This window comes from Mycobacterium ostraviense (assembly GCF_002705925.1).
Taxonomy (GTDB): domain Bacteria; phylum Actinomycetota; class Actinomycetes; order Mycobacteriales; family Mycobacteriaceae; genus Mycobacterium; species Mycobacterium ostraviense.
This window is the reverse complement of the sequence record NZ_NKRE01000001.1, coordinates 4,126,765-4,144,909: the sequence shown is the minus strand read 5'-3', so window position 1 is coordinate 4,144,909 and position 18,145 is coordinate 4,126,765. Positions and strand designations below refer to the sequence as shown.

The 18,145-nt window shown below is 66.5% G+C and carries 17 protein-coding genes and 1 tRNA gene; 10 read left to right on the top strand and 8 right to left on the bottom strand.

Annotation, left to right across the window (positions count from 1 at the left end; translation table 11 throughout):
* The first annotated feature begins 76 nt into the window (after positions 1 to 76).
* Positions 77 to 1,414, top strand: a complete 1,338-nt coding sequence (gene lysA, locus CDN38_RS19435; protein WP_075513086.1) for a diaminopimelate decarboxylase — start codon at positions 77 to 79, stop codon at positions 1,412 to 1,414.
* Between the two features lie 5 nt (positions 1,415 to 1,419).
* Here lysA and CDN38_RS19430 read toward each other — a convergent pair whose 3' ends face one another.
* Complete coding sequence (locus CDN38_RS19430; protein WP_036402227.1) at positions 1,420 to 2,013, bottom strand: TetR/AcrR family transcriptional regulator; 594 nt, start codon at positions 2,011 to 2,013, stop codon at positions 1,420 to 1,422.
* Positions 2,014 to 2,412: 399 nt separating this feature from the next.
* On the opposite strand from CDN38_RS19430, the gene CDN38_RS19425 reads away from it, so the two are divergent.
* The 7 genes from CDN38_RS19425 to pth all read left to right on the top strand — a co-directional run bounded on the left by CDN38_RS19425 (position 2,413) and on the right by pth (position 7,557).
* Positions 2,413 to 2,484, top strand: a tRNA-Gln gene (locus CDN38_RS19425).
* Between the two features lie 63 nt (positions 2,485 to 2,547).
* Positions 2,548 to 4,023 carry a bifunctional UDP-N-acetylglucosamine diphosphorylase/glucosamine-1-phosphate N-acetyltransferase GlmU gene (gene glmU / locus CDN38_RS19420; protein WP_075513087.1) on the top strand — a complete coding sequence of 492 codons (1,476 nt, stop codon included), beginning with the start codon at positions 2,548 to 2,550 and terminating at the stop codon, positions 4,021 to 4,023.
* Between the two features lie 91 nt (positions 4,024 to 4,114).
* Positions 4,115 to 5,095, top strand: coding sequence for a ribose-phosphate diphosphokinase (locus tag CDN38_RS19415; RefSeq protein ID WP_075513088.1), 981 nt, complete (start codon positions 4,115 to 4,117; stop codon positions 5,093 to 5,095).
* The gene (gene arsC, locus CDN38_RS19410; protein ID WP_075513089.1) at positions 5,096 to 5,452 is read left to right on the top strand and encodes an arsenate reductase (glutaredoxin); all 357 of its coding nucleotides are present in this window, start codon (positions 5,096 to 5,098) and stop codon (positions 5,450 to 5,452) included. It abuts the gene before it with no gap.
* Between the two features lie 44 nt (positions 5,453 to 5,496).
* Positions 5,497 to 6,111 (top strand): LpqN/LpqT family lipoprotein, encoded by a 615-nt coding sequence (locus tag CDN38_RS19405; RefSeq protein WP_075513098.1) that lies wholly within the window; start codon positions 5,497 to 5,499, stop codon positions 6,109 to 6,111.
* Between the two features lie 186 nt (positions 6,112 to 6,297).
* Entirely contained in the window at positions 6,298 to 6,963 is a 666-nt protein-coding gene (locus CDN38_RS19400) for a 50S ribosomal protein L25/general stress protein Ctc (RefSeq protein ID WP_075513090.1), read from the top strand.
* 12 nt (positions 6,964 to 6,975) lie between these two features.
* The gene (pth, locus tag CDN38_RS19395) at positions 6,976 to 7,557 is read left to right on the top strand and encodes an aminoacyl-tRNA hydrolase (protein WP_075513091.1); all 582 of its coding nucleotides are present in this window, start codon (positions 6,976 to 6,978) and stop codon (positions 7,555 to 7,557) included.
* Between the two features lie 31 nt (positions 7,558 to 7,588).
* On the opposite strand, the gene CDN38_RS19390 is transcribed toward pth, so the two are convergent.
* From CDN38_RS19390 to CDN38_RS19360, 6 genes are all read right to left on the bottom strand, one after another.
* Positions 7,589 to 8,497: a DUF302 domain-containing protein gene (locus tag CDN38_RS19390; protein WP_233026944.1), complete on the bottom strand. Its 909-nt coding sequence runs from the start codon at positions 8,495 to 8,497 to the stop codon at positions 7,589 to 7,591.
* 312 nt (positions 8,498 to 8,809) lie between these two features.
* Entirely contained in the window at positions 8,810 to 10,444 is a 1,635-nt protein-coding gene (locus tag CDN38_RS19385; RefSeq protein WP_099319128.1) for a fatty acyl-AMP ligase, read from the bottom strand.
* Positions 10,445 to 10,782: 338 nt separating this feature from the next.
* Entirely contained in the window at positions 10,783 to 11,745 is a 963-nt protein-coding gene (locus tag CDN38_RS19380; protein ID WP_051507980.1) for a 4-(cytidine 5'-diphospho)-2-C-methyl-D-erythritol kinase, read from the bottom strand.
* A gap of 59 nt (positions 11,746 to 11,804) precedes the next feature.
* On the bottom strand, positions 11,805 to 12,758 hold the full coding sequence (gene rsmA, locus CDN38_RS19375; RefSeq protein WP_075513093.1) for a 16S rRNA (adenine(1518)-N(6)/adenine(1519)-N(6))-dimethyltransferase RsmA: 954 nt from the start codon (positions 12,756 to 12,758) through the stop codon (positions 11,805 to 11,807).
* Positions 12,722 to 13,849 (bottom strand): resuscitation-promoting factor, encoded by a 1,128-nt coding sequence (locus tag CDN38_RS19370; protein WP_201258305.1) that lies wholly within the window; start codon positions 13,847 to 13,849, stop codon positions 12,722 to 12,724. Before CDN38_RS19370 ends, rsmA begins: the two co-directional genes overlap by 37 nt.
* 171 nt (positions 13,850 to 14,020) lie before the next feature.
* Entirely contained in the window at positions 14,021 to 14,890 is an 870-nt protein-coding gene (locus CDN38_RS19360) for a TatD family hydrolase (RefSeq protein ID WP_075513095.1), read from the bottom strand.
* A gap of 41 nt (positions 14,891 to 14,931) precedes the next feature.
* Between CDN38_RS19360 and metG the strand changes: the two genes are divergently transcribed.
* Positions 14,932 to 16,488 (top strand): methionine--tRNA ligase, encoded by a 1,557-nt coding sequence (gene metG, locus CDN38_RS19355; protein ID WP_075513100.1) that lies wholly within the window; start codon positions 14,932 to 14,934, stop codon positions 16,486 to 16,488.
* Positions 16,489 to 16,881: 393 nt separating this feature from the next.
* Positions 16,882 to 17,247 carry a PAS domain S-box protein gene (locus tag CDN38_RS19350; protein WP_075513096.1) on the top strand — a complete coding sequence of 122 codons (366 nt, stop codon included), beginning with the start codon at positions 16,882 to 16,884 and terminating at the stop codon, positions 17,245 to 17,247.
* Between the two features lie 56 nt (positions 17,248 to 17,303).
* Here CDN38_RS19350 and CDN38_RS19345 read toward each other — a convergent pair whose 3' ends face one another.
* Complete coding sequence (locus CDN38_RS19345) at positions 17,304 to 17,969, bottom strand: TetR family transcriptional regulator (protein WP_075513097.1); 666 nt, start codon at positions 17,967 to 17,969, stop codon at positions 17,304 to 17,306.
* Between the last annotated feature and the right edge of the window lie 176 nt (positions 17,970 to 18,145).

The following is an 18,145-nucleotide window of genomic DNA, read 5'->3' as shown; positions in this document are numbered from 1 at the left end:
TCAATATCGAGCCCGCCGCCGTCAAGAAAACGTCAGGACACCGGTACCCGCCTCGGCCGCGGAACATGGTGGAGCCATGACACTGCTCGACCTGCTGCCGTCCATCGGCCACGCGGCACCGCGGCGGTTCGACCCCGCGATCTGGCCGACCACCGCCAGTTCCGACGAAGACGGCCGGCTGTGCATCGGCGGCATGCCGCTCGCCGACATCGCCGACGAGTTCGGCACCCCGGCTTACCTGATCGACGAAACCGACTTCCGCCACCGCGCCCGCCGATACCACACCGCGTTGCGTGATGTCGAGATCGTCTATGCCGGGAAGTCGCTGCTGACCACGGCGGTGGCACGCTGGGCCCGCGAAGAGGGACTCGGCATCGGCGTCTGCTCACCGGGCGAGCTGGCGGTCGCCCTGGCCGGTGGCCTGGATCCGTCCCGCATCGTCATGCACGGCGACACCACATCGCCCGACGAGCTGCGCGACGCGGTGGCCGTCGGTGTCGGGCGCCTGGTCCTGGATTCCAGCCTCGACATCGCCTACCTGGCCGGCCTGGCACGCCGGCGCCAGCGGGTACTCATCCGAGTGACCCCCGATACCGACATCCACGGCCACCGCGCGGTCACCGGGATCAGCGACCAGACTGGCGGCTTCACCCTCACCGGCGGCCATGCCGCCGAGGCGGTAAGGGCGGTGCTGGCGCATCCGATCCTCGATCTGGTCGGGCTCCACTGCCAGATCGGCTCGCAAGTCTGCGACCCGGCCCGCTACGGCGAAGCGATCCGCCGGCTGATCGCCGCCATGGCCGACATCCGCGCCCACCACGGCGTCATCCTCACCGAACTCAACATCGGCGGCGGCCACGCCGTCCCCTTCCTCAGCGGAGACGCAGAACTCGACCTCGACGTGTTGGCCGGCGTCATCGAAGATGCGCTGGACGAGGCCTGCGCCGCCGAGCACTTCCCACGCCCGGCGGTCGTCGTGGAACCCGGTCGCGGCATCAGCGCGCGTGCCGGTGTCACGTTGTACCGGGTTTGCTCGGTGAAGACGCGACCGAATGGCCACACCGTGGTCGCAGTGGACGGCGGAATAGGCGACAACCCGCGGGTGGCGCTGGACGGCGCGCAGTACACGGTCGCCCTGGCCAACCGGCACGCCCGCACGCAACGGCGGGCCGTCACCGTGGCCGGCCGTCACGGGGAAGCCGGCAACGAGATCGCCCGCGATGTCGAGCTCCCGGCGGATATCCACGCCGGCGACCTGCTGGCCGTGGCGGGTACCGGCTCCTACCACCACAGCATGGCGTCGAACTACACCATGGTCGGGCGGCCGCCGCTGGTGGCGATCAGTGGCGGCCGGGCTCGCGAACTGGTTCGCCGCGAAACGATCGCCGACCTGCTGGTGCGCGATTGCGGGTAACGGGCCTACTCCCCCTGCAGCTGGGGATCGGCCTCGAGATGGGTCAGGCCATTCCACACCAAGTTGACCAGGTGCGCGGCGACCACTTCCTTCTTGGGTTCCCGCGCGTCCAGCCACCATTGCGCGGTCATCGACACCGAACCCACCAACGCCTGCGCATAGAGCGGCGCCAGATCCGGATCCAGGCCCCGACGGGCGAAATCGCCGGCCAGGATGGAGCTGACCTGGCTGACGGCGTCGTTGAGCAAGCTGGAATAGGTGCCCGAGCTGATCGACGCCGGCGAATCGCGGATCATGATGCGAAAGCCGTCGGTACGTTCCTCGACGTAGGTCAGTAGGGCCAATGCGACCCGCTCCACCCGCACCCGCGACCGGTTGTTGGTCAGCGAAGAGGTGATGCCGTCCAGCAGCGCCTGCATCTCCCGGTCGACGACCACCGCATACAGGCCCTCCTTGCCGCCGAAATGCTCGTAGACGACGGGCTTGGAGACATTGGCGCGTTGTGCGATCTCCTCGATCGAGGTTCCGTCGTATCCGCGTTCGGCGAACAACGATCGGGCGATGCCGATGAGTTGGTGCCGGCGTTCGCTACCGGTCATCCGGGCGCGCGGCGCCCGCAGTTCCCTTTCCGGATCCTTATCGGGCTCCTTATCAGGCACAGCCACGTCAATCAGGGTATCCGGTTGCGCTGGTGTTGGCGGGTCGAGTGTGCGCCGACGGCGTCGCGTGTGCGCCGACGGCTTCGAGTGTGCCGTCGGGGCGGGCGGAGCGCGATGTTCCCGCCCTACGTGCACGCTCAAAACCGTCCGTGCACACTCGATGGGCCGTGCCGAACAACCGTGTCATATCCGGTATTGCGCCATCTGGTCCATCGACATGTCCGATGTAAATTTGACAGCCGCGGGTGCGAGCACGGGGATGGCTACACGTGGCCGCATCGCCGTCGGACTAGAGTTTCATGGTGGTGAGCCGGCAAAATGCTCACCGTCGACCGACAATCCGTCGTGGTGTAATCGGCAGCACATCAGATTTTGGTTCTGAGAGTTCAGGTTCGAGTCCTGGCGACGGAGCGTGGCTCCCAAGATCGTTGCCGCGGGCGTCCACGTTCGCGAGCCGAAACGTAAGGAGGGTCGATGACGTTTCGTGGTGACACCGCGGTCGTGGTCCTCGCGGCCGGACCGGGCACCCGGATGCGGTCGGACACCCCCAAGGTGCTGCACACCCTGGGCGGGCGCAGCATGCTGGCGCACTCTCTGCACGCGATGACCAAGCTGGCGCCGCAGCATCTGGTCGTGGTGCTGGGCCACGATCACCAGCGCATCTCCCCGTTGGTCGGCGAGCTGGCCCAGACCCTCGGACGCACCATCGACGTCGCATTGCAGGACCGACCGCTGGGCACCGGGGACGCCGTGCGGTGCGGCCTGTCCGCACTACCCGACGATTACGCCGGCATCGTGGTCGTCGCCTCCGGCGATACGCCGCTGCTGGACGCGGACACCCTGGCCGATCTGATCGCTACCCACAGTGCGACCCACCCCGCAGGACAGGCCGCGGTCACGGTGCTGACCACGACGCTGAGCGACCCGCACGGCTACGGCCGTATCCTGCGGACCCAGGACAACGAGGTGATGGCGATCGTCGAGCAAACCGACGCGACGCCCTCACAGCGGGAGATCCGCGAGGTCAACACCGGCGTGTACGCCTTCGACATCGCTGCCCTGCGGTCCGCCTTGAGCCGGCTGAGCTCTAACAATGCTCAGCAGGAGCTGTATCTGACCGACGTCATCGCCATCCTGCGCCGCGACGGGCACACCGTCAGCGCCCGCCACATCGACGACAGCGCGCTGGTGGCCGGCGTCAACAACCGCGTCCAACTGGCGCAGCTGGGCTCCGAGCTCAACCGCCGGATCGTGGCCACCCACCAGCTGGCCGGCGTCACCGTTATCGACCCGGCCACCACCTGGATCGACGTCGACGTCGCGATCGGGCGCGACACCGTCATCCACCCGGGCACCCAGCTGCTGGGCCGGACCCAGATCGGCGGCCACTGCGTCATCGGTCCGGACACCACCTTGACCGACGTCACCGTGGGCGAGCGCGCCACGGTGATCCGAACGCACGGCACCTCGTCGTCGATCGGCGACGAGGCCACGGTCGGTCCCTTCGCCTATCTGCGGCCCGGCACCGTGCTGGGAGCCGACGGCAAATTGGGCGCTTTCGTGGAAGTCAAGAACTCCACCATCGGCACCGGCACCAAAGTTCCGCACCTGACGTATGTCGGCGACGCCGACATCGGCGAACACAGCAACATCGGCGCGTCCAGCGTGTTCGTCAACTACGACGGCACCGCCAAGCAGCGCACCACCATCGGCTCGCACGTCCGAACCGGTTCGGACACCATGTTCGTGGCACCCGTGACGGTCGGTGATGGCGCCTACACCGGGGCCGGCACGGTCGTCCGCGAGGATGTGCCCCCGGGGGCGCTGGCGGTGTCCGCGGGCCCGCAACGCAATATCGAGAATTGGGTGCAACGCAAACGGCCCGGAACAGCGGCGGCTCAGGCCGCGGAAAATGCCATCAAGAAAACCGAAGCAGATCAGACACCGTGAATACGGTTCCTGGCTACCCGGCGACACATCCAGGCCCTTCGCTTCGTACGATGGGTCATCCATCTCGATCCCGAACGGCGAGGGCAGTGCGTTGAGCCACGACTGGACCGATAATCGCAAAAACCTGATGCTCTTCAGCGGCCGCGCCCATCCGGAGCTGGCCGAGCAGGTCGCCAAGGAACTCGACGTCCATGTCACCGCGCAGGACGCGCGGGAGTTCGCCAACGGCGAGATCTTCGTGCGTTTCAACGAATCGGTGCGCGGCTGCGACGCGTTCGTCCTGCAGTCCTGCCCGGCACCGGTCAACACCTGGCTGATGGAACAGCTGATCATGATCGACGCGCTGAAGCGGGGCAGCGCCAAGCGGATCACCGCGGTCATGCCGTTCTACCCCTACGCGCGGCAGGACAAGAAGCACCGCGGACGCGAGCCGATCTCGGCGCGGCTGGTCGCCGACCTGCTCAAGACCGCCGGCGCCGACCGCATCGTGACCGTCGACCTGCACACCGACCAGATCCAGGGCTTCTTCGACGGACCGGTCGACCACATGCGCGGCCAGAACCTGCTGACCGGCTACATCAGGGACAACTATCCCGACGGCAACATGGTGGTGGTCTCCCCCGACTCGGGCCGGGTGCGGATCGCCGAGAAGTGGGCCGACGCATTGGGCGGCGTTCCGCTGGCCTTCATTCACAAGACCCGCGACCCGCGCGTTTCCAACCAGGTGGTGTCCAACCGGGTGGTCGGTGAAGTCTCCGGCCGCACCTGTGTGCTCATCGACGACATGATCGACACCGGCGGCACCATCGCCGGCGCGGTACAGCTGTTGCATAAAGATGGGGCCAGCGACGTGATCATCGCGGCCACCCACGGTGTGCTGTCCGACCCGGCCGCCGAGCGGCTGGCGGGATGCGGTGCCCGCGAGGTGATCGTCACCAACACACTTCCCATCACCGAGCAGAAGCGTTTCCCCCAGCTGACCGTCTTGTCCATCGCGCCGCTGTTGGCCAGCACCATTCGTGCGGTTTTCGAAAACGGCTCAGTGACAGGGCTTTTCGACGGAGACGCGTAGATGGCCACGGCCGCAGGGGAACCCGTCATCTACCACAACCCCAGGTGCAGCACCTCGCGCAAGACCCTGGAGTTGTTGCGCGACAACGGTCTTGAGCCCGTCATCGTCGAGTACCTGAAAACCCCGCCGTCCCGGGACCAGCTGGTGCAGCTGATCCGCGACGCCGGCGTCGAGGTACGGACCGCGGTACGCAAACGCGAACCGCTCTACACCGAACTCAACCTCGCCGACGCCACCGACGACGAACTGCTCGACGCCATGGCCGAGCACCCCATCCTGATCGAACGGCCTTTTGTGGTCACCTCGAAGGGCGTCCGGCTGGCTCGGCCGGTCGACGCCGTTCGCGAGATTCTGTGATCGCTCGCCGGCGCAACGCGGCCGTCGTCGCCATCGCGGTGGCGATGTCGTCGGTTGCCTGCTCCCCGGCGAAACCCCCGGACTTCCAATCCATCTTGACGACGGGTGCGACCACCAGCACCCCGACTACGACGGCACGGCCCGTTCCGCTGTCGAAGTACCTGGAAAGCATCGGCGTCAGCGGAGAACAGGTGGCGCCGAGCAAACTGAACGGTCTGACGGTGTCCATTCCGACACCACCGGGCTGGTCACCCTATACCGGTCCGAAGATCACCCCGGAGACGGTGATCATCTCCAAAGGCGGCAAGTATCCGACCGCCAGGCTGGTGGTGTTCAAGCTCCGCGGAGAGTTCAACCCCGCCGACGTGGCCAGGCGCGGCAACGAAGACGCCCAACTGTTCGACAACTTCAAGCAACTGGACGCCTCGACGGCAGACTTCAACGGCTTTCCGTCGTCGATGATGCAAGGCAGCTACGACCTCGACGGCACCCGGCTGCACAGCTGGAACCGGGTCGTCGTTCCCACCGGGCCACCGCCGGACAATCAGCGGTATCTGGTTCAGCTCACGATCACCAGCCTGGCCACCGAGGCGGCAGCGAATGCGCCCGACATCGAGGCGATCATCCGCGGTTTCACCGTCGCACTGAAGTCGCGGTGACGACGCGCGGTGAAGTCGCACGCCAGCAGCCGAATTTCCCCTCTGCGGCGCCGATGCGCTAACCTGGCCGGGCATCACGGCGAGGGTGCGGAAAGACCAGCACCGTTATCGACGGAGACCCGACACATTCGTCGCGATCCTTGCCGTGCCCTATGACTTGGGTTCAGAGCACACAGGAGCGACACAATGGCCAAGGCTGCAGTCAACCAACTGAAGGTCACGGTGCGGACCGAGACCGGCAAGGGCGCGTCCCGGCGAGCCCGCCGCAACGACAGGATTCCTGCCGTGCTGTACGGCCACGGCGCCGAGCCCCAGCACTTGGAGCTGCCCGGACACGACTTCGCCGCGGTGCTGCGGCACTCGGGCACCAACGCGGTGCTGACCCTGGACATCGCCGGGAAGGAGCAGTTGGCGCTGACCAAAGCGCTGGACATCCACCCGATCCGCCGCACCATTCAGCACGCCGACCTGCTGGTGGTCAGGCGTGGCGAGAAGGTCGTCGTCGAGGTCACCGTCGTGGTGGAGGGCGAGGCTGCGTCGGGCACCCTGGTGACCCAGGAAACCAACGCCATCGAGATCGAGGCGGAGGCGCTGTCGATTCCGGAGCACCTGACCGTGTCGGTCGAGGACGCGGAGCCCGGCACCCAATTCACCGCCGGGAAGATCGCGCTGCCGCCGGGCGTCAGCTTGATCTCCGACCCGGAGCTGCTGGTGGTCAACGTGGTGAACGCGCCGACGGCCGAAGATCTCGCCGAAGAGGGCGCGGGCGAGGTTGCCGAAGCCGCGGCTGCCGAAGAAGAGGCCCGGAAAGAGGCCGCAGAAGCCGAATCGGCCGCAGCAGAGTCCGAGTAGGCAGCTCGCGACGTGGCCGAGCCGTTCCTGGTCGTCGGCCTCGGCAACCCCGGAGACACCTACGCGCGCACCCGACACAACCTCGGGTTCCTGGTTGCCGACCTGTTGGCCGCGCGGTTGGGCTCGAAATTCAAGGGACACAAGCGTTCCGGGGCCGAAGTCGTCACCGGCCGGCTGGCGGGACACTCGGTGGTGCTGGCAAAGCCGCGCTGCTACATGAACGAGTCGGGCCGCCAGGTGGGCCCGCTGGCCACGTTCTACTCGGTGGCGCCCGCCGACATCGTGGTCATTCACGACGACCTCGACCTGGACTTCGGTCGCATCCGGCTCAAGCTCGGTGGCGGCGAGGGCGGCCACAACGGGCTGCGGTCGGTGGCGGCCGCATTGGGCACCAAGGACTTTCAGCGGGTGCGTATCGGCATCGGCCGTCCGCCCGGACGCAAGGACCCAGCGGCGTTCGTCTTGGAGAACTTCACCGCCGCCGAACGGGCCGAAGTCCCGACGATCTGCGAGCAGGCGGCAGATGCCACCGAGTTGCTCATCGACATGGGACTAGAGCCCGCGCAAAATCGGGTCCATGCCTGGCAGGGCTGATCGCCGCGGGCGGCGTCGGCATCTAGCCAAGCTAGTGCGTCGCCGCCGCGGCCTCGGCAACTTTGCGGATTGCCTGCGACACCTGCTGCCCGATGTCGGCGCGAGCCGGGTCGATGACGCTGAACAGCGGCGCCGGGTCGAAGTAGCTGATGTGCGCCGGACCGCGGCTCTCCGCCCAGACTTGCATGCGAACGGGAACCACCGCGCCGATCGCCTGGGTGGCGCCGAAGAGCGTCTTGCCGATCTGCGGATTGCCGACAAAGAAACTGTGCGACCGCTGCAACTGCAGTCCGATCGCCTCGAGCCTGCTGGCCTGGTTCACATCGCCGAGGACGGTCATCCCGTTCTGGTCGGCCGCGGTGTGTAACGCGCCAATCGTTCCCTCGAACGAACTCGAGGTGTCAACGGTGATGAATGTGGTGTCGACCTTCGTTACCTGAGGGGTTGCCTGAGGTGCGCCGCCGACACCCACCGCGGCTTCGGCGATGGTGCGGATCGATTGGGAAATCTGCTGCCCGGCGTCGCCCAGAGCCGGGTCGACGGCGGTGAACTCCGGAGCCGGGTCGAAGTAGCTGATGTGCGCCGGACCATTGCCGTCCACCCAGACGTGCACACGTACCGGGATCACCGCGCCGATCGCCTGGGTGGCGTCGAAAAACGTCTTACCGATCCGCGGATTGCCGACAAAGAAACTATGCGCCCCCGGCAATTGCAGCCCGGTAGCCGCCAGCACCGCGTCCTGGTTGAGGTCTCCGACGACCATCATCCCGTTGTCGGCGGCGGCCTTCTGCAGTGCGTCGACGGCAGCTTCGAACCTTTGGTTCGAGGTGTAGCTGATGAAGGTCGTCGAAACGGTCCGCGGCTGGCTTGCCCCACTGGTCGTTGCCGGCGCATTCGTTGATTGCGGAGCACTATTTTTGGTGCTGCTGCAGCCAGCCACGATCAGAACGACAACGGAAAGGCCAGCGACAACTCTCAACACCGCCGCTCGTGAGGCGGACAACATGGGTATTGCTCCCTTCGGTTTCGATGGGGCCAGCTGCTCGGCAAGCAGCACTCCGCAGCGGTCACACATCATTCGGGCCGCCCATTATCGATCGGCCAGACCATTCCACCATTGGCTGGCCGTCCAGGGAGGTGGTTTGTACCGCTAATCCGGCATAGCGGGCACCCGCCGCATCCGCGAGCAGTCGCAAAATCGCCCAATTTCCTTGGAAAAAGGGCGATTTTGCGACTGCTCGCGACCGAAACGCTAGGTGACCAGGGTGACGGAATTGGCCCGTCGCAGCTTGCCCGACGGCGTCTTGGGAATGGTGCCCGGACCGAGAACCACGACATTGCGCGGACGCACGTCGACCTCGGCGACCACCTCGTGGGCCACCTGGTGTTCGATGCGGCGTACCTCGGCGGGGTCTTCAAAGGCGTTGGACTCCACCGCCACCGCGAAAGTCTCACGCGAATGCCCGGCGTCGAGCCGGACCGCCACCGCACAACCCGGACGCACCCCTTCGACCCGGCCGGCGGCCCGCTCGATGTCGGTCGGGTAGATGTTGCGGCCAGCCATGATGATGACGTCCTTCACGCGGCCGCAGACGACGACGTGCCCGTTCTCCATCCGATAGCCGAGGTCACCGGTGTCATACCACCCCTGCGCGTCCTGCGCCGGGATGAACCCGCCCATCGTGAGGTAGCCCGGTGTCACCGACTCGCCCCGCAGCTCGATCACCCCGACGCCCCGCGGCGGCAGGATGTTGCCGTCCTCGTCGACGATGCGGGCCTCGATCCCTTGCAGCAGCGGGCCCAGCGAAGCCAGCCGACGGGTGTTGCCCTTGGTTGCCGGCACCGCGCGGTGCAGCGCGGCCAACAGGTCGGCGTCCACCTCGTCGACCACCAACCCGGCGCCGCACTCGGAGAACGCCACCGCGAGCGTGATCTCGGCCATCCCGTAAGCCGGCAGAATCGCCTGCGGTTTGAGCCCGAACGGCGCGCCGGCTTCGCACAGGTCCTCGACGTCGGCCGGCTCGACCGGCTCGGCGCCGGACAGCGCGAACCGCAACGTGGACAGGTCGAACTGGCCGGGCTTGGCCTGCTTGCGCAGCCGCTTGGCGAACAGCGAATAAGCGAAGTTCGGGGCGGCCGTCATGGTGCCCCGGTATTTGTCGATCAGCTTGGCCCATAGCAGGGTGTCGCGCATGAAGTCCATCGGGGTGACTTTGACCAGCTCACCGCCGAAGTACATGGGCACGGTCAAGAAGCCGATCATCCCCATGTCGTGGAACAACGGCAACCAGCTGATCATCACGTCGGTGTCTGCGTTGTACTCGGCGCTGATGTACATCGCCTCGAGATTGGCGAACAGGTTGCGGTGGGTGATCTGAACCGCTTTAGGGGATCCTGTCGACCCGGACGTCAACTGCATCAACGCCAGATCGTCCTCGCCGGTCTCGATCGGGTCGACCGGGTCGGACGCCAGCAGTTGCTCGACCGTGAGCACCTTGATGCCGCGCTCCTGCAGCACCGGAGCGGCGGCCATGAAGGGCTCGGAGATGATGACCGCCTTGGCCTCGATCATGTCGACCACGGTGGTGGTGTCCTCGGCCCACAACGCGAGGTCGGTGCGTGGGGTGGGCTGGTGCAGCATGGTCAGGCTGGCGCCGCGCATCCACAGCCCCTGAGCGGTCGGGGCGATTTCGACCGGTGCGCCGGCCAGCACACCGACCGCGTCGCCGTGGCCGACGCCGACGGCCGCCAAACCGCCGGCGATCTGCCGCGCTCGCTCGTGGACTTCGCCCCAGGTGTGCCGAACGGGGGTGTGTGGTTCACCGGTCACCATGCCCTTGGTGGTTTCGCAGGCATTGCGGAACATCTTCTCGGTAAACCTGCTCAAGGCATCCTCCTCGGTTCCGGCCCCAAGGTCCGGGTTTCATGTTCCGCCTGCTGGACGGCACTTTGTGACAGGCACGCGCACACAATTGGGAAGCGGTTAGGTCTCGGTTCGGTGATGGGCTGACGATCCAACGCCGGACCGCACGACGCGCAAGAGCCTGGCCCGATATCCGGACCGAGGATGGTTCGCGGACCGCCCGGCGCATTGCCCGGCGGACGACGAAATCGCATTCCCTTGCTTACCGCTAGCCGTCACCGCCGATTATCTTAAGCAACTCTTAAGTAACTGCCAAACTCTTAGGGCATTTGAGGCGGATTTCACAGCCAAGTCACACCCGGTTATTCGGGGGTTACCGGAGCCGGGACCACCCGGGCGCCCGGCACCGGTCCGGTGGCCACTCGCACGGTGCGGCACACACCCGCCCCCGACAGCTGCGCGCCCACGTCGATCGCGGACTCCGCCGAGGCACATAGAAACGCACACGTCGGCCCCGAACCCGACACGATGCCGGCCAGCGCACCGGCCTCCACACCTGCCCGTAACGCACGACGCAGCGCCGGGTCCAGGCTTACCGCGGCCGCCTGCATTTCATTACCCAGCAGCGGCGCCAGCCGCTGCGGATCGCCCGCGGCCAGCGCTGCCAGCACCGGACCGGGTTCGCCGAGCCGCGGCGGGTCGCCCACCTCGCGGAGTCGGTCAAGCTCGGTGAATACCGCCGGCGTGGACAGCCCGCTGTGCGCGAACGTCAGCACCCAGTGAAAGGTGTTGCGGGACAACACCGTTGCCAACTCCTCACCGCGGCCGGTGCCCAACGCGGTGCCCCCGTGCAGCGCAAACGGCACATCGCTGCCCAGCCGCTCGGCGAGCAGGCGCAGGTCGCGGCGAGGCAGGCTGAGTTCCCACAGGGCATTCATCGCGACCAGCACGGCAGCCGCGTCGGCGCTGCCGCCCGCCATCCCCCCGGCAACCGGAATGGATTTCTCGATGAGAATCGACACATCAGGTGCCCGGCCCACATGTTCAGCCATCAGCTCCGCCGCCTGCCAGGCGAGATTGCGTTCGTCGACCGGCAGTTCATGCGCCCCTTCGCCGACGAGCTCCAACGACAGCACATCGGCGTTGCGCACCGTCACCTCGTCGACCAGCGAGACGGCATGAAACACCGTCGTCAGCTCGTGGTAGCCGTCGCCGCGGCGGTCACCGACCGCAAGGTACAGGTTCACCTTGCCGGGCACCCGAACGGTGACCGACCCGGTGGGAACCCACAACTCAGCGGTGTTGCCGTCCGACGCCCTGACCACCGCAGCAGACTATCGCTGTAACCGGCGAACCACACGCAACGGCGCCCGGCGGCTCATGATCAACCCGCCGGGACCTGCTGTTCGCCGGCGGTGTTGCTGGTCTGCGCCACCGCGTCGGACCCCTGCCCAGAGCGCCGCAGCAAACGCACAAAATCGGCGATGGACAGCGTCTCACCGCGTCGGGCTGGGTCGATGCTGGCCGCGAGCAACCTATTCGCCGACTCGTTGCCCGAGCCTGCCCACTGGGCAAACGCGTTGCGGGACGTCTTGCGGCGCTGCGCGAAGGCGATGTCCACCAGTTCGAACACCTGCTGCCGGAACGCGCCGTCGGTCGGCCACGGTGACGTCTCGTACCGATCGATGCGGACCAGTCCGGAGTAGACGCGCGGGATGGGCCAGAAGACGGTCGGCGACACCATGCCGCAACGCCGAACCCGTCCGTAGAAGCGCACCTTGACGCTGGGCACGCCGTACTCCTTACCGCCCGGCTCGGCGGCGAGCCGTTCGGCGACCTCGGCCTGCACCATGACCGTCAGCACGCGGATGGACGGGAACTCGGCCAGCAGATGCAACAACGCCGGAACCGCGACGTTGTACGGCAGGTTGGCGACCACCGCGGTCGGCTCGACGGCCAAATCCTGCGGGTGCAGGCCCAGGATGTCGCGGTTGAGCACGGTCAGGCGCTGGATTTCGCTGTGGGAATGCTCGGCGACGGTCTGCGGCAGCCGGGCGGCCAGTACCGGGTCGATCTCGACGGCCGTCACGGTCGCGCCGCGGTCGAGCAGCGCCAGGGTCAGCGAGCCCAGGCCCGGCCCTACCTCCAGCACCCGGTCAGCCCGGGTGATCCCGGAGGCCGCAACCACCCGGCGCACCGTGTTGGCGTCGTGCACGAAATTCTGTCCGAGCGATTTTCGTGGCCGGAACTCGAGCTCCTTGGCCAGCCGCCTGATCTCGGTGCGTCCGAGCAGCCGAATAGTCAGCGTGCCCCCGCAGGTCCGCTGCACACCGGCCAGGCGCCCCAGCCTTGGCGTTGACGGGTCACCTCGGCGACCGCGATCTGCTCTTCGCGGGTGGCCAGGTCGGCGCGGGGCGCATACCGCAGCCCGCCGTTGGCCTCCCAGGTGCCCTGGTCGAATTGCACACCACCGTAGTATCCATTGCCGGTGTTGATCGCCCAGTTGCCGCCGGCCTCACAGCCGGCGATGGCATCCCAGATGTCTCCGTCGCTCACCGGAGGAACGTCGGTGCCCGGCTTGGTGCCCACCCGCACCACCGCGTCGCGCGCCGGCGTCACCACGACGTTGGCGATCGGCAGCTTTCCGGTGACCACACCGTCGACCTCGGCCACCGCGAACGTCACATCCTGCTCACCGGGAGTCCCCGCGTCTTCGACGACCTTGCGGCTCATGTTCATTTCCGGGTCTTCGATGCGACGCGCGTCCGGCAGCAGCGGCAACCGTTCGGTGACCCGCTCGATGCGGTACCGGGTCACCTGGATCTGCATGCCGTCGGTAATCGGCGTCGTCGCGGCCGGCACCACCTGGTCGCTGCCCTGCAGCGGTACGCCGGCGGCGTCGAGCAGGCCCGCCACGTTGGGCGCCGCCAGGTGCACGGTACGCACCACCCCACCGTCGTTGATCTCCACCGTCTTGGCGCTGACGACCGGCAGCGCCATCCCCGCCAGCGGGACCCGGCTGCCGCGAGAGGCGGCCGCGGGCGCCGTATCGGTCATGGCCAGTTGGGCCAACGCTTCGTCCACCGTGGATGCCGTCGTCCAGACCTTCTTGACGTCGTGGCCGTCCAGCGAGATCTCCAACGGGCGGCTGCGCCGCAACACGATGTTCTCCGAATCGTGGACCGCCACGTCCGCCGCGGGATACAGGTCGTCGCGCGCGTCGACGGAAAAGCCGTTCTCCTGTACGACGTCGATCACCCGCGACTTCATCGTGGTGACCCGCATCGCGGTTCCATCGACAGTCAGCGTCACCGTCTTGGCCGCCGAAACGGCATACCCGCCGGCGAACGCCAGCCCCAGCAGTAAGGCGCCAACCACGAGGCGCAACATCGGTGATTCGGTTTGATGAAGTTTCGTAAGCAGATTCAATGTGCGACTATCCCGACCTAACCAACAACCTCAGCAACGACCCAGCAGCAAGTTCCAGACATTTCAGCCGAATTCAGCTGAAAACGCCAAAATGGGCCCCAGAGGCCCACCCGTACGATCACAAGACGGTAACGAACCGATCAAAGCTGAGCAACTCCGGCACGCCGGGTATTAGGGCCACCCACCAGGTGTGTGACTCAGTTCATATGCCCGCGCGGCGTTGCTCGTGGTGATCCGGGCCACTTCCTCGGGACGGCGATCGACCAGCTCCGCCAGCGCCCGAACGGTGTAGGGCAGGCAATACGGCTCGTTCGCTGTGCCACGGTAGGGGTGCGGGGTGAGAAACGGCGCATCGGTTTCCACCAGAACCTGCTCCAGCGGTATCAGCGGAACAGCCTCCCGGAGGTCTCGGGCGTTGCGGAAGGTCACAGTTCCGGAAAGACTCAGCAACCATCCGGCGGCCACACACTCGCGGGCCATCACACTGCCCGACGAGAAGCAGTGAAAGATCACGGTGTCCGGAGCGCCCTCGGCCCGCAGCACGTCGAGCACCTCACGGTCGGCCTGCCGATTGTGGATCATCAGCGGCTTTCCGGTGCGCTTGGCCAGGTCGATGTGCCAGGCAAAGGCCTCGCGTTGCACGCCGGGCGGCGCGCACCCGTCGAGGCGGCCCGGCCAATACATATCCAACCCCGTCTCGCCGACCGCCACCACACGCGGATGGGCCACGAGTTCCTCGATTTCGGCACGTGCGGCGCCGGTGAGCGCGTCGGTGCGGGTGGGGTGCAGCGCCACCGCGGCGTAGACCCGCGGATCCCACTCGGCCGCCCTGGTCACCCAGCGCGCCGATTCCAGGTCGTCGGCGATGGTGACCACCGCGCGCACCCCGACGGCCGCGGCGCGGTCGACGATGTCAGCGACGTCTCGAGCGTCGCGGGCGCCGCACGCGTCGAGGTGGGTGTGCGCGTCGACCAGCGGGGCCAACGGCTCCGGGGCGGGCGGTGCTTGCCGTGTGGCGGGCCGGTTGGTGCTCACGCGCACACAATAGGACCACCCAATAGGGTGGAGTTCCGATGAAGCCATTGAAGCCCTACTACGTCACCACTGCGATCACCTACCCCAATGCCGCGCCGCACTTGGGGCACGCCTATGAGTACATCGCCACCGACGCGATCGCCCGGTTCAATCGGCTGGACGGCTTCGACGTGCGTTTCTTGACCGGGACCGACGAGCACGGTCTCAAGGTGGCGCAGGCGGCGGCGGCCGAAGGGCTGCCCACCGCCGATTTGGCGAGGCGCAACTCCGACGTATTCCAGCGGCTGCAGCAACGGCTGAACATCTCTTTCGACCGGTTCATCCGCACCACCGATCCCGACCACTACGAGGCCTCCAAGGCCATCTGGCGGCGGATGGAGGCGGCCGGCGACATTTACCTGGACACCTACTCCGGGTGGTACTCGGTCCGCGACGAACGGTTCTTCGTCGAATCGGAGACCGCATTGCTTGACGACGGCACTCGGGTGGCGGTCGAGACCGGCACGCCGGTGACCTGGACCGAGGAGCGGACCTATTTCTTTCGGCTCTCGGAGTATGCCGACAAGCTGCTGGCCCACTATGCGGCCAACCCGGACTTCATTGCGCCCGAGGTACGGCGCAACGAGGTGGTCAGCTTTGTCTCCGGCGGGCTGCGTGACCTGTCGATATCCCGCACGTCGTTCGACTGGGGCGTTCCGGTGCCCGACCATCCCGACCACGTCATGTACGTCTGGGTCGATGCGCTGACCAACTATTTGACCGGGGCCGGCTATCCCGACACCGACTCGGAGTTGTTTCGCCGTTACTGGCCCGCGGACCTGCACATGATCGGCAAGGACATCATCCGGTTTCACGCGGTGTACTGGCCGGCGTTTCTGATTTCTGCCGGAATCGAGCTGCCCCGAAAGGTTTTCGCGCACGGTTTTCTGCTCAACCGCGGCGAGAAGATGAGCAAGTCGGTGGGCAACGTGATCGACCCGGTGGAACTGGTCGAGACGTTTGGCGTGGACCAAGTGCGCTACTTCCTGTTGCGCGAGGTGCCGTTCGGCCAAGACGGCAGCTACAGCGAAGAAGCCATCATCACCCGGATCAACGCAGACCTGGCCAACGAGCTCGGCAACTTGGCCCAGCGCTCGTTGTCGATGGTGGCCAAGAACCTGGGCGGGATTGTGCCCCAACCCGGGGAGCTCTGCGACGCCGACACCGAGTTGCTGGCGACGGCCGACGGGTTGTTGGATCGGGTGCGCGCCCATTTCGACCGTCAGGCAATGCATCTGGCGCTGGAAGCGATCTGGCTGATGCTCGGCGACGCGAACAAGTACTTTTCGACGCAGCAGCCATGGGTGCTGCGCAAAAGCGAGTCCGAGGCCGATCAGGCGAGGTTTCGCACCACGCTCTACACCACGTGCGAGGTGGTGCGCATCGCGGCGCTGCTGGTGCAGCCGGTCCTGCCGGAGTCGGCCGCCAAGATGCTGGACCTGCTCGGCCAACCCGAAGACCAGCGGGCGTTCAGCGCCGTCGGCACCCGGCTCGCGCCGGGCACCCAGCTGCCGCCGCCTGTGGGAGTATTCCCGCGGTACCAGCCGCCGCCCGAAGTCGAGTGAGCGAAACGAGCGCAGCGAGTGACCGGAACGAGACGAGCATCAGGCACCGAAGTCGAGTGAGCGGAACGAGCGCTACAGCAAAGTCCAGGCGGGAACGAGCCGAACGCCGGACACCCCGATCACAGGCGCGTCGTCAGGAACCGGACATCTCGGCACCAGGTCATAGTTGCCTTGTGCTACAAGCATATTCGTTGCCGCTCGCTGCGGTGGCCGCCGCGGCGCCGTCGTCAACGACCCCCTGTCGCCGGGTGCCTCGCAACGAAATGTAACGGCCCCTGTCGCGAACCCGCAGCGAACTCCGACTTACCGGAAACCGCCCGGCCAACTCGCTGTCATAGGCAATAATCAGGGGCTGTGGAGCGCCGACGGAACCGGCAGGCAAGTCAATCGCCGATGGTCGCCTTGAAGCAGTTGCCCGCGCTGGTCGTTCTGGAGCGGATTCCGGTCCCCGTGCTCGCCACCGGAGATGACGGCAGCATCCTGTTCACCAACACCGCATTCGCCCAGATGGTGGGCCGTGACCCGGACGAGGTGCTGTCGCTGCGGTTCCACGAGATCTTCCATCAGTGCCCGGACTCGGAATCGTCGACGCTGTCCTTCGTCCACGCGCTGGCCAACATGGTCGTCGAGTTGGCCCACAAGGACGGCTCGGTGGTGCGAGTGCTGATGAGCAGGTCGGCCCTGCGACGTGTGGACGACAATTTCGCCCTCGCGGTGTTTCAGGACCTGACCGAACAACTGTGGGAAGAGGAGCGCTGACTGTCCGCTGTGTTGCCACGAGGGCTGGCGGCGGACTTCACCAGGCGCGGCCCCGATCAATGGCGGCTACGCATCGCCTCGCGAGCAAGGAATTCCCGGAAATAAGGCAGCGACGTTTCAACGGTCATGCCGGGAAGCAGAAGTTCCCACAGCTGACCCAATCGCCGTCCGGGGCTCTCGACTCGGTACCCATTGGCGCCGGGTCGGGATAACGCGTTGGAGAGCAACCGCATTCCGAACGTCGCGCCGACAATCGACTCGCCGACCAATTCGGGATCGATGTCGTCGCGGAGATCGCCTTCGCCAATCGCCCGCCGGGCCTGGCCCGCCATCTCCCCCGTGCAGGCTCCGAAAAATTGCGCGGCAACGGCGTTGAATCCGGCGAGGACAGCGGTTAGTTGCTCGGCCGCACGAGCCGTCTTGTCGCCACTGAGCAGGTGTGCGACGGCGAAGGTGCCGTGAATCATGTTCTCCAAGGCGGGCGACGCCGACCCGCATACATTGCGAAATGCACCGAGAAGCGCGTCGGAACCTTCCTCGATGATCGCTGACGCCAAGGCTTCCTTCGAATCAAAGTGGTGGTACAGGGCACCTTTGGTCATGCCCGTCCGCTCGATGATCGTGCCCCAGCCAGCGGCCGCGTACCCAACTTCGCCGAAGACGTCGACGGCGGCATCGAGGATCTTTCGCCGGGTTACCTCGGATCGGACCTGGCGTGCCATCGCTCCCGTACCTCCGCCAGTGCGGTGGCTCCGATGAGGCTCCGGACCTCCGCATCGCTTACTTTCCTGGCAGCCGGCTAGGAGCGCACTGAATAACCCGTCCAGCGATCGTCGTGTCTGACGGCTATGGGCGGTGTGGCGTGTGATGATGTTGTGGTGCAAGGGATTACGCGATC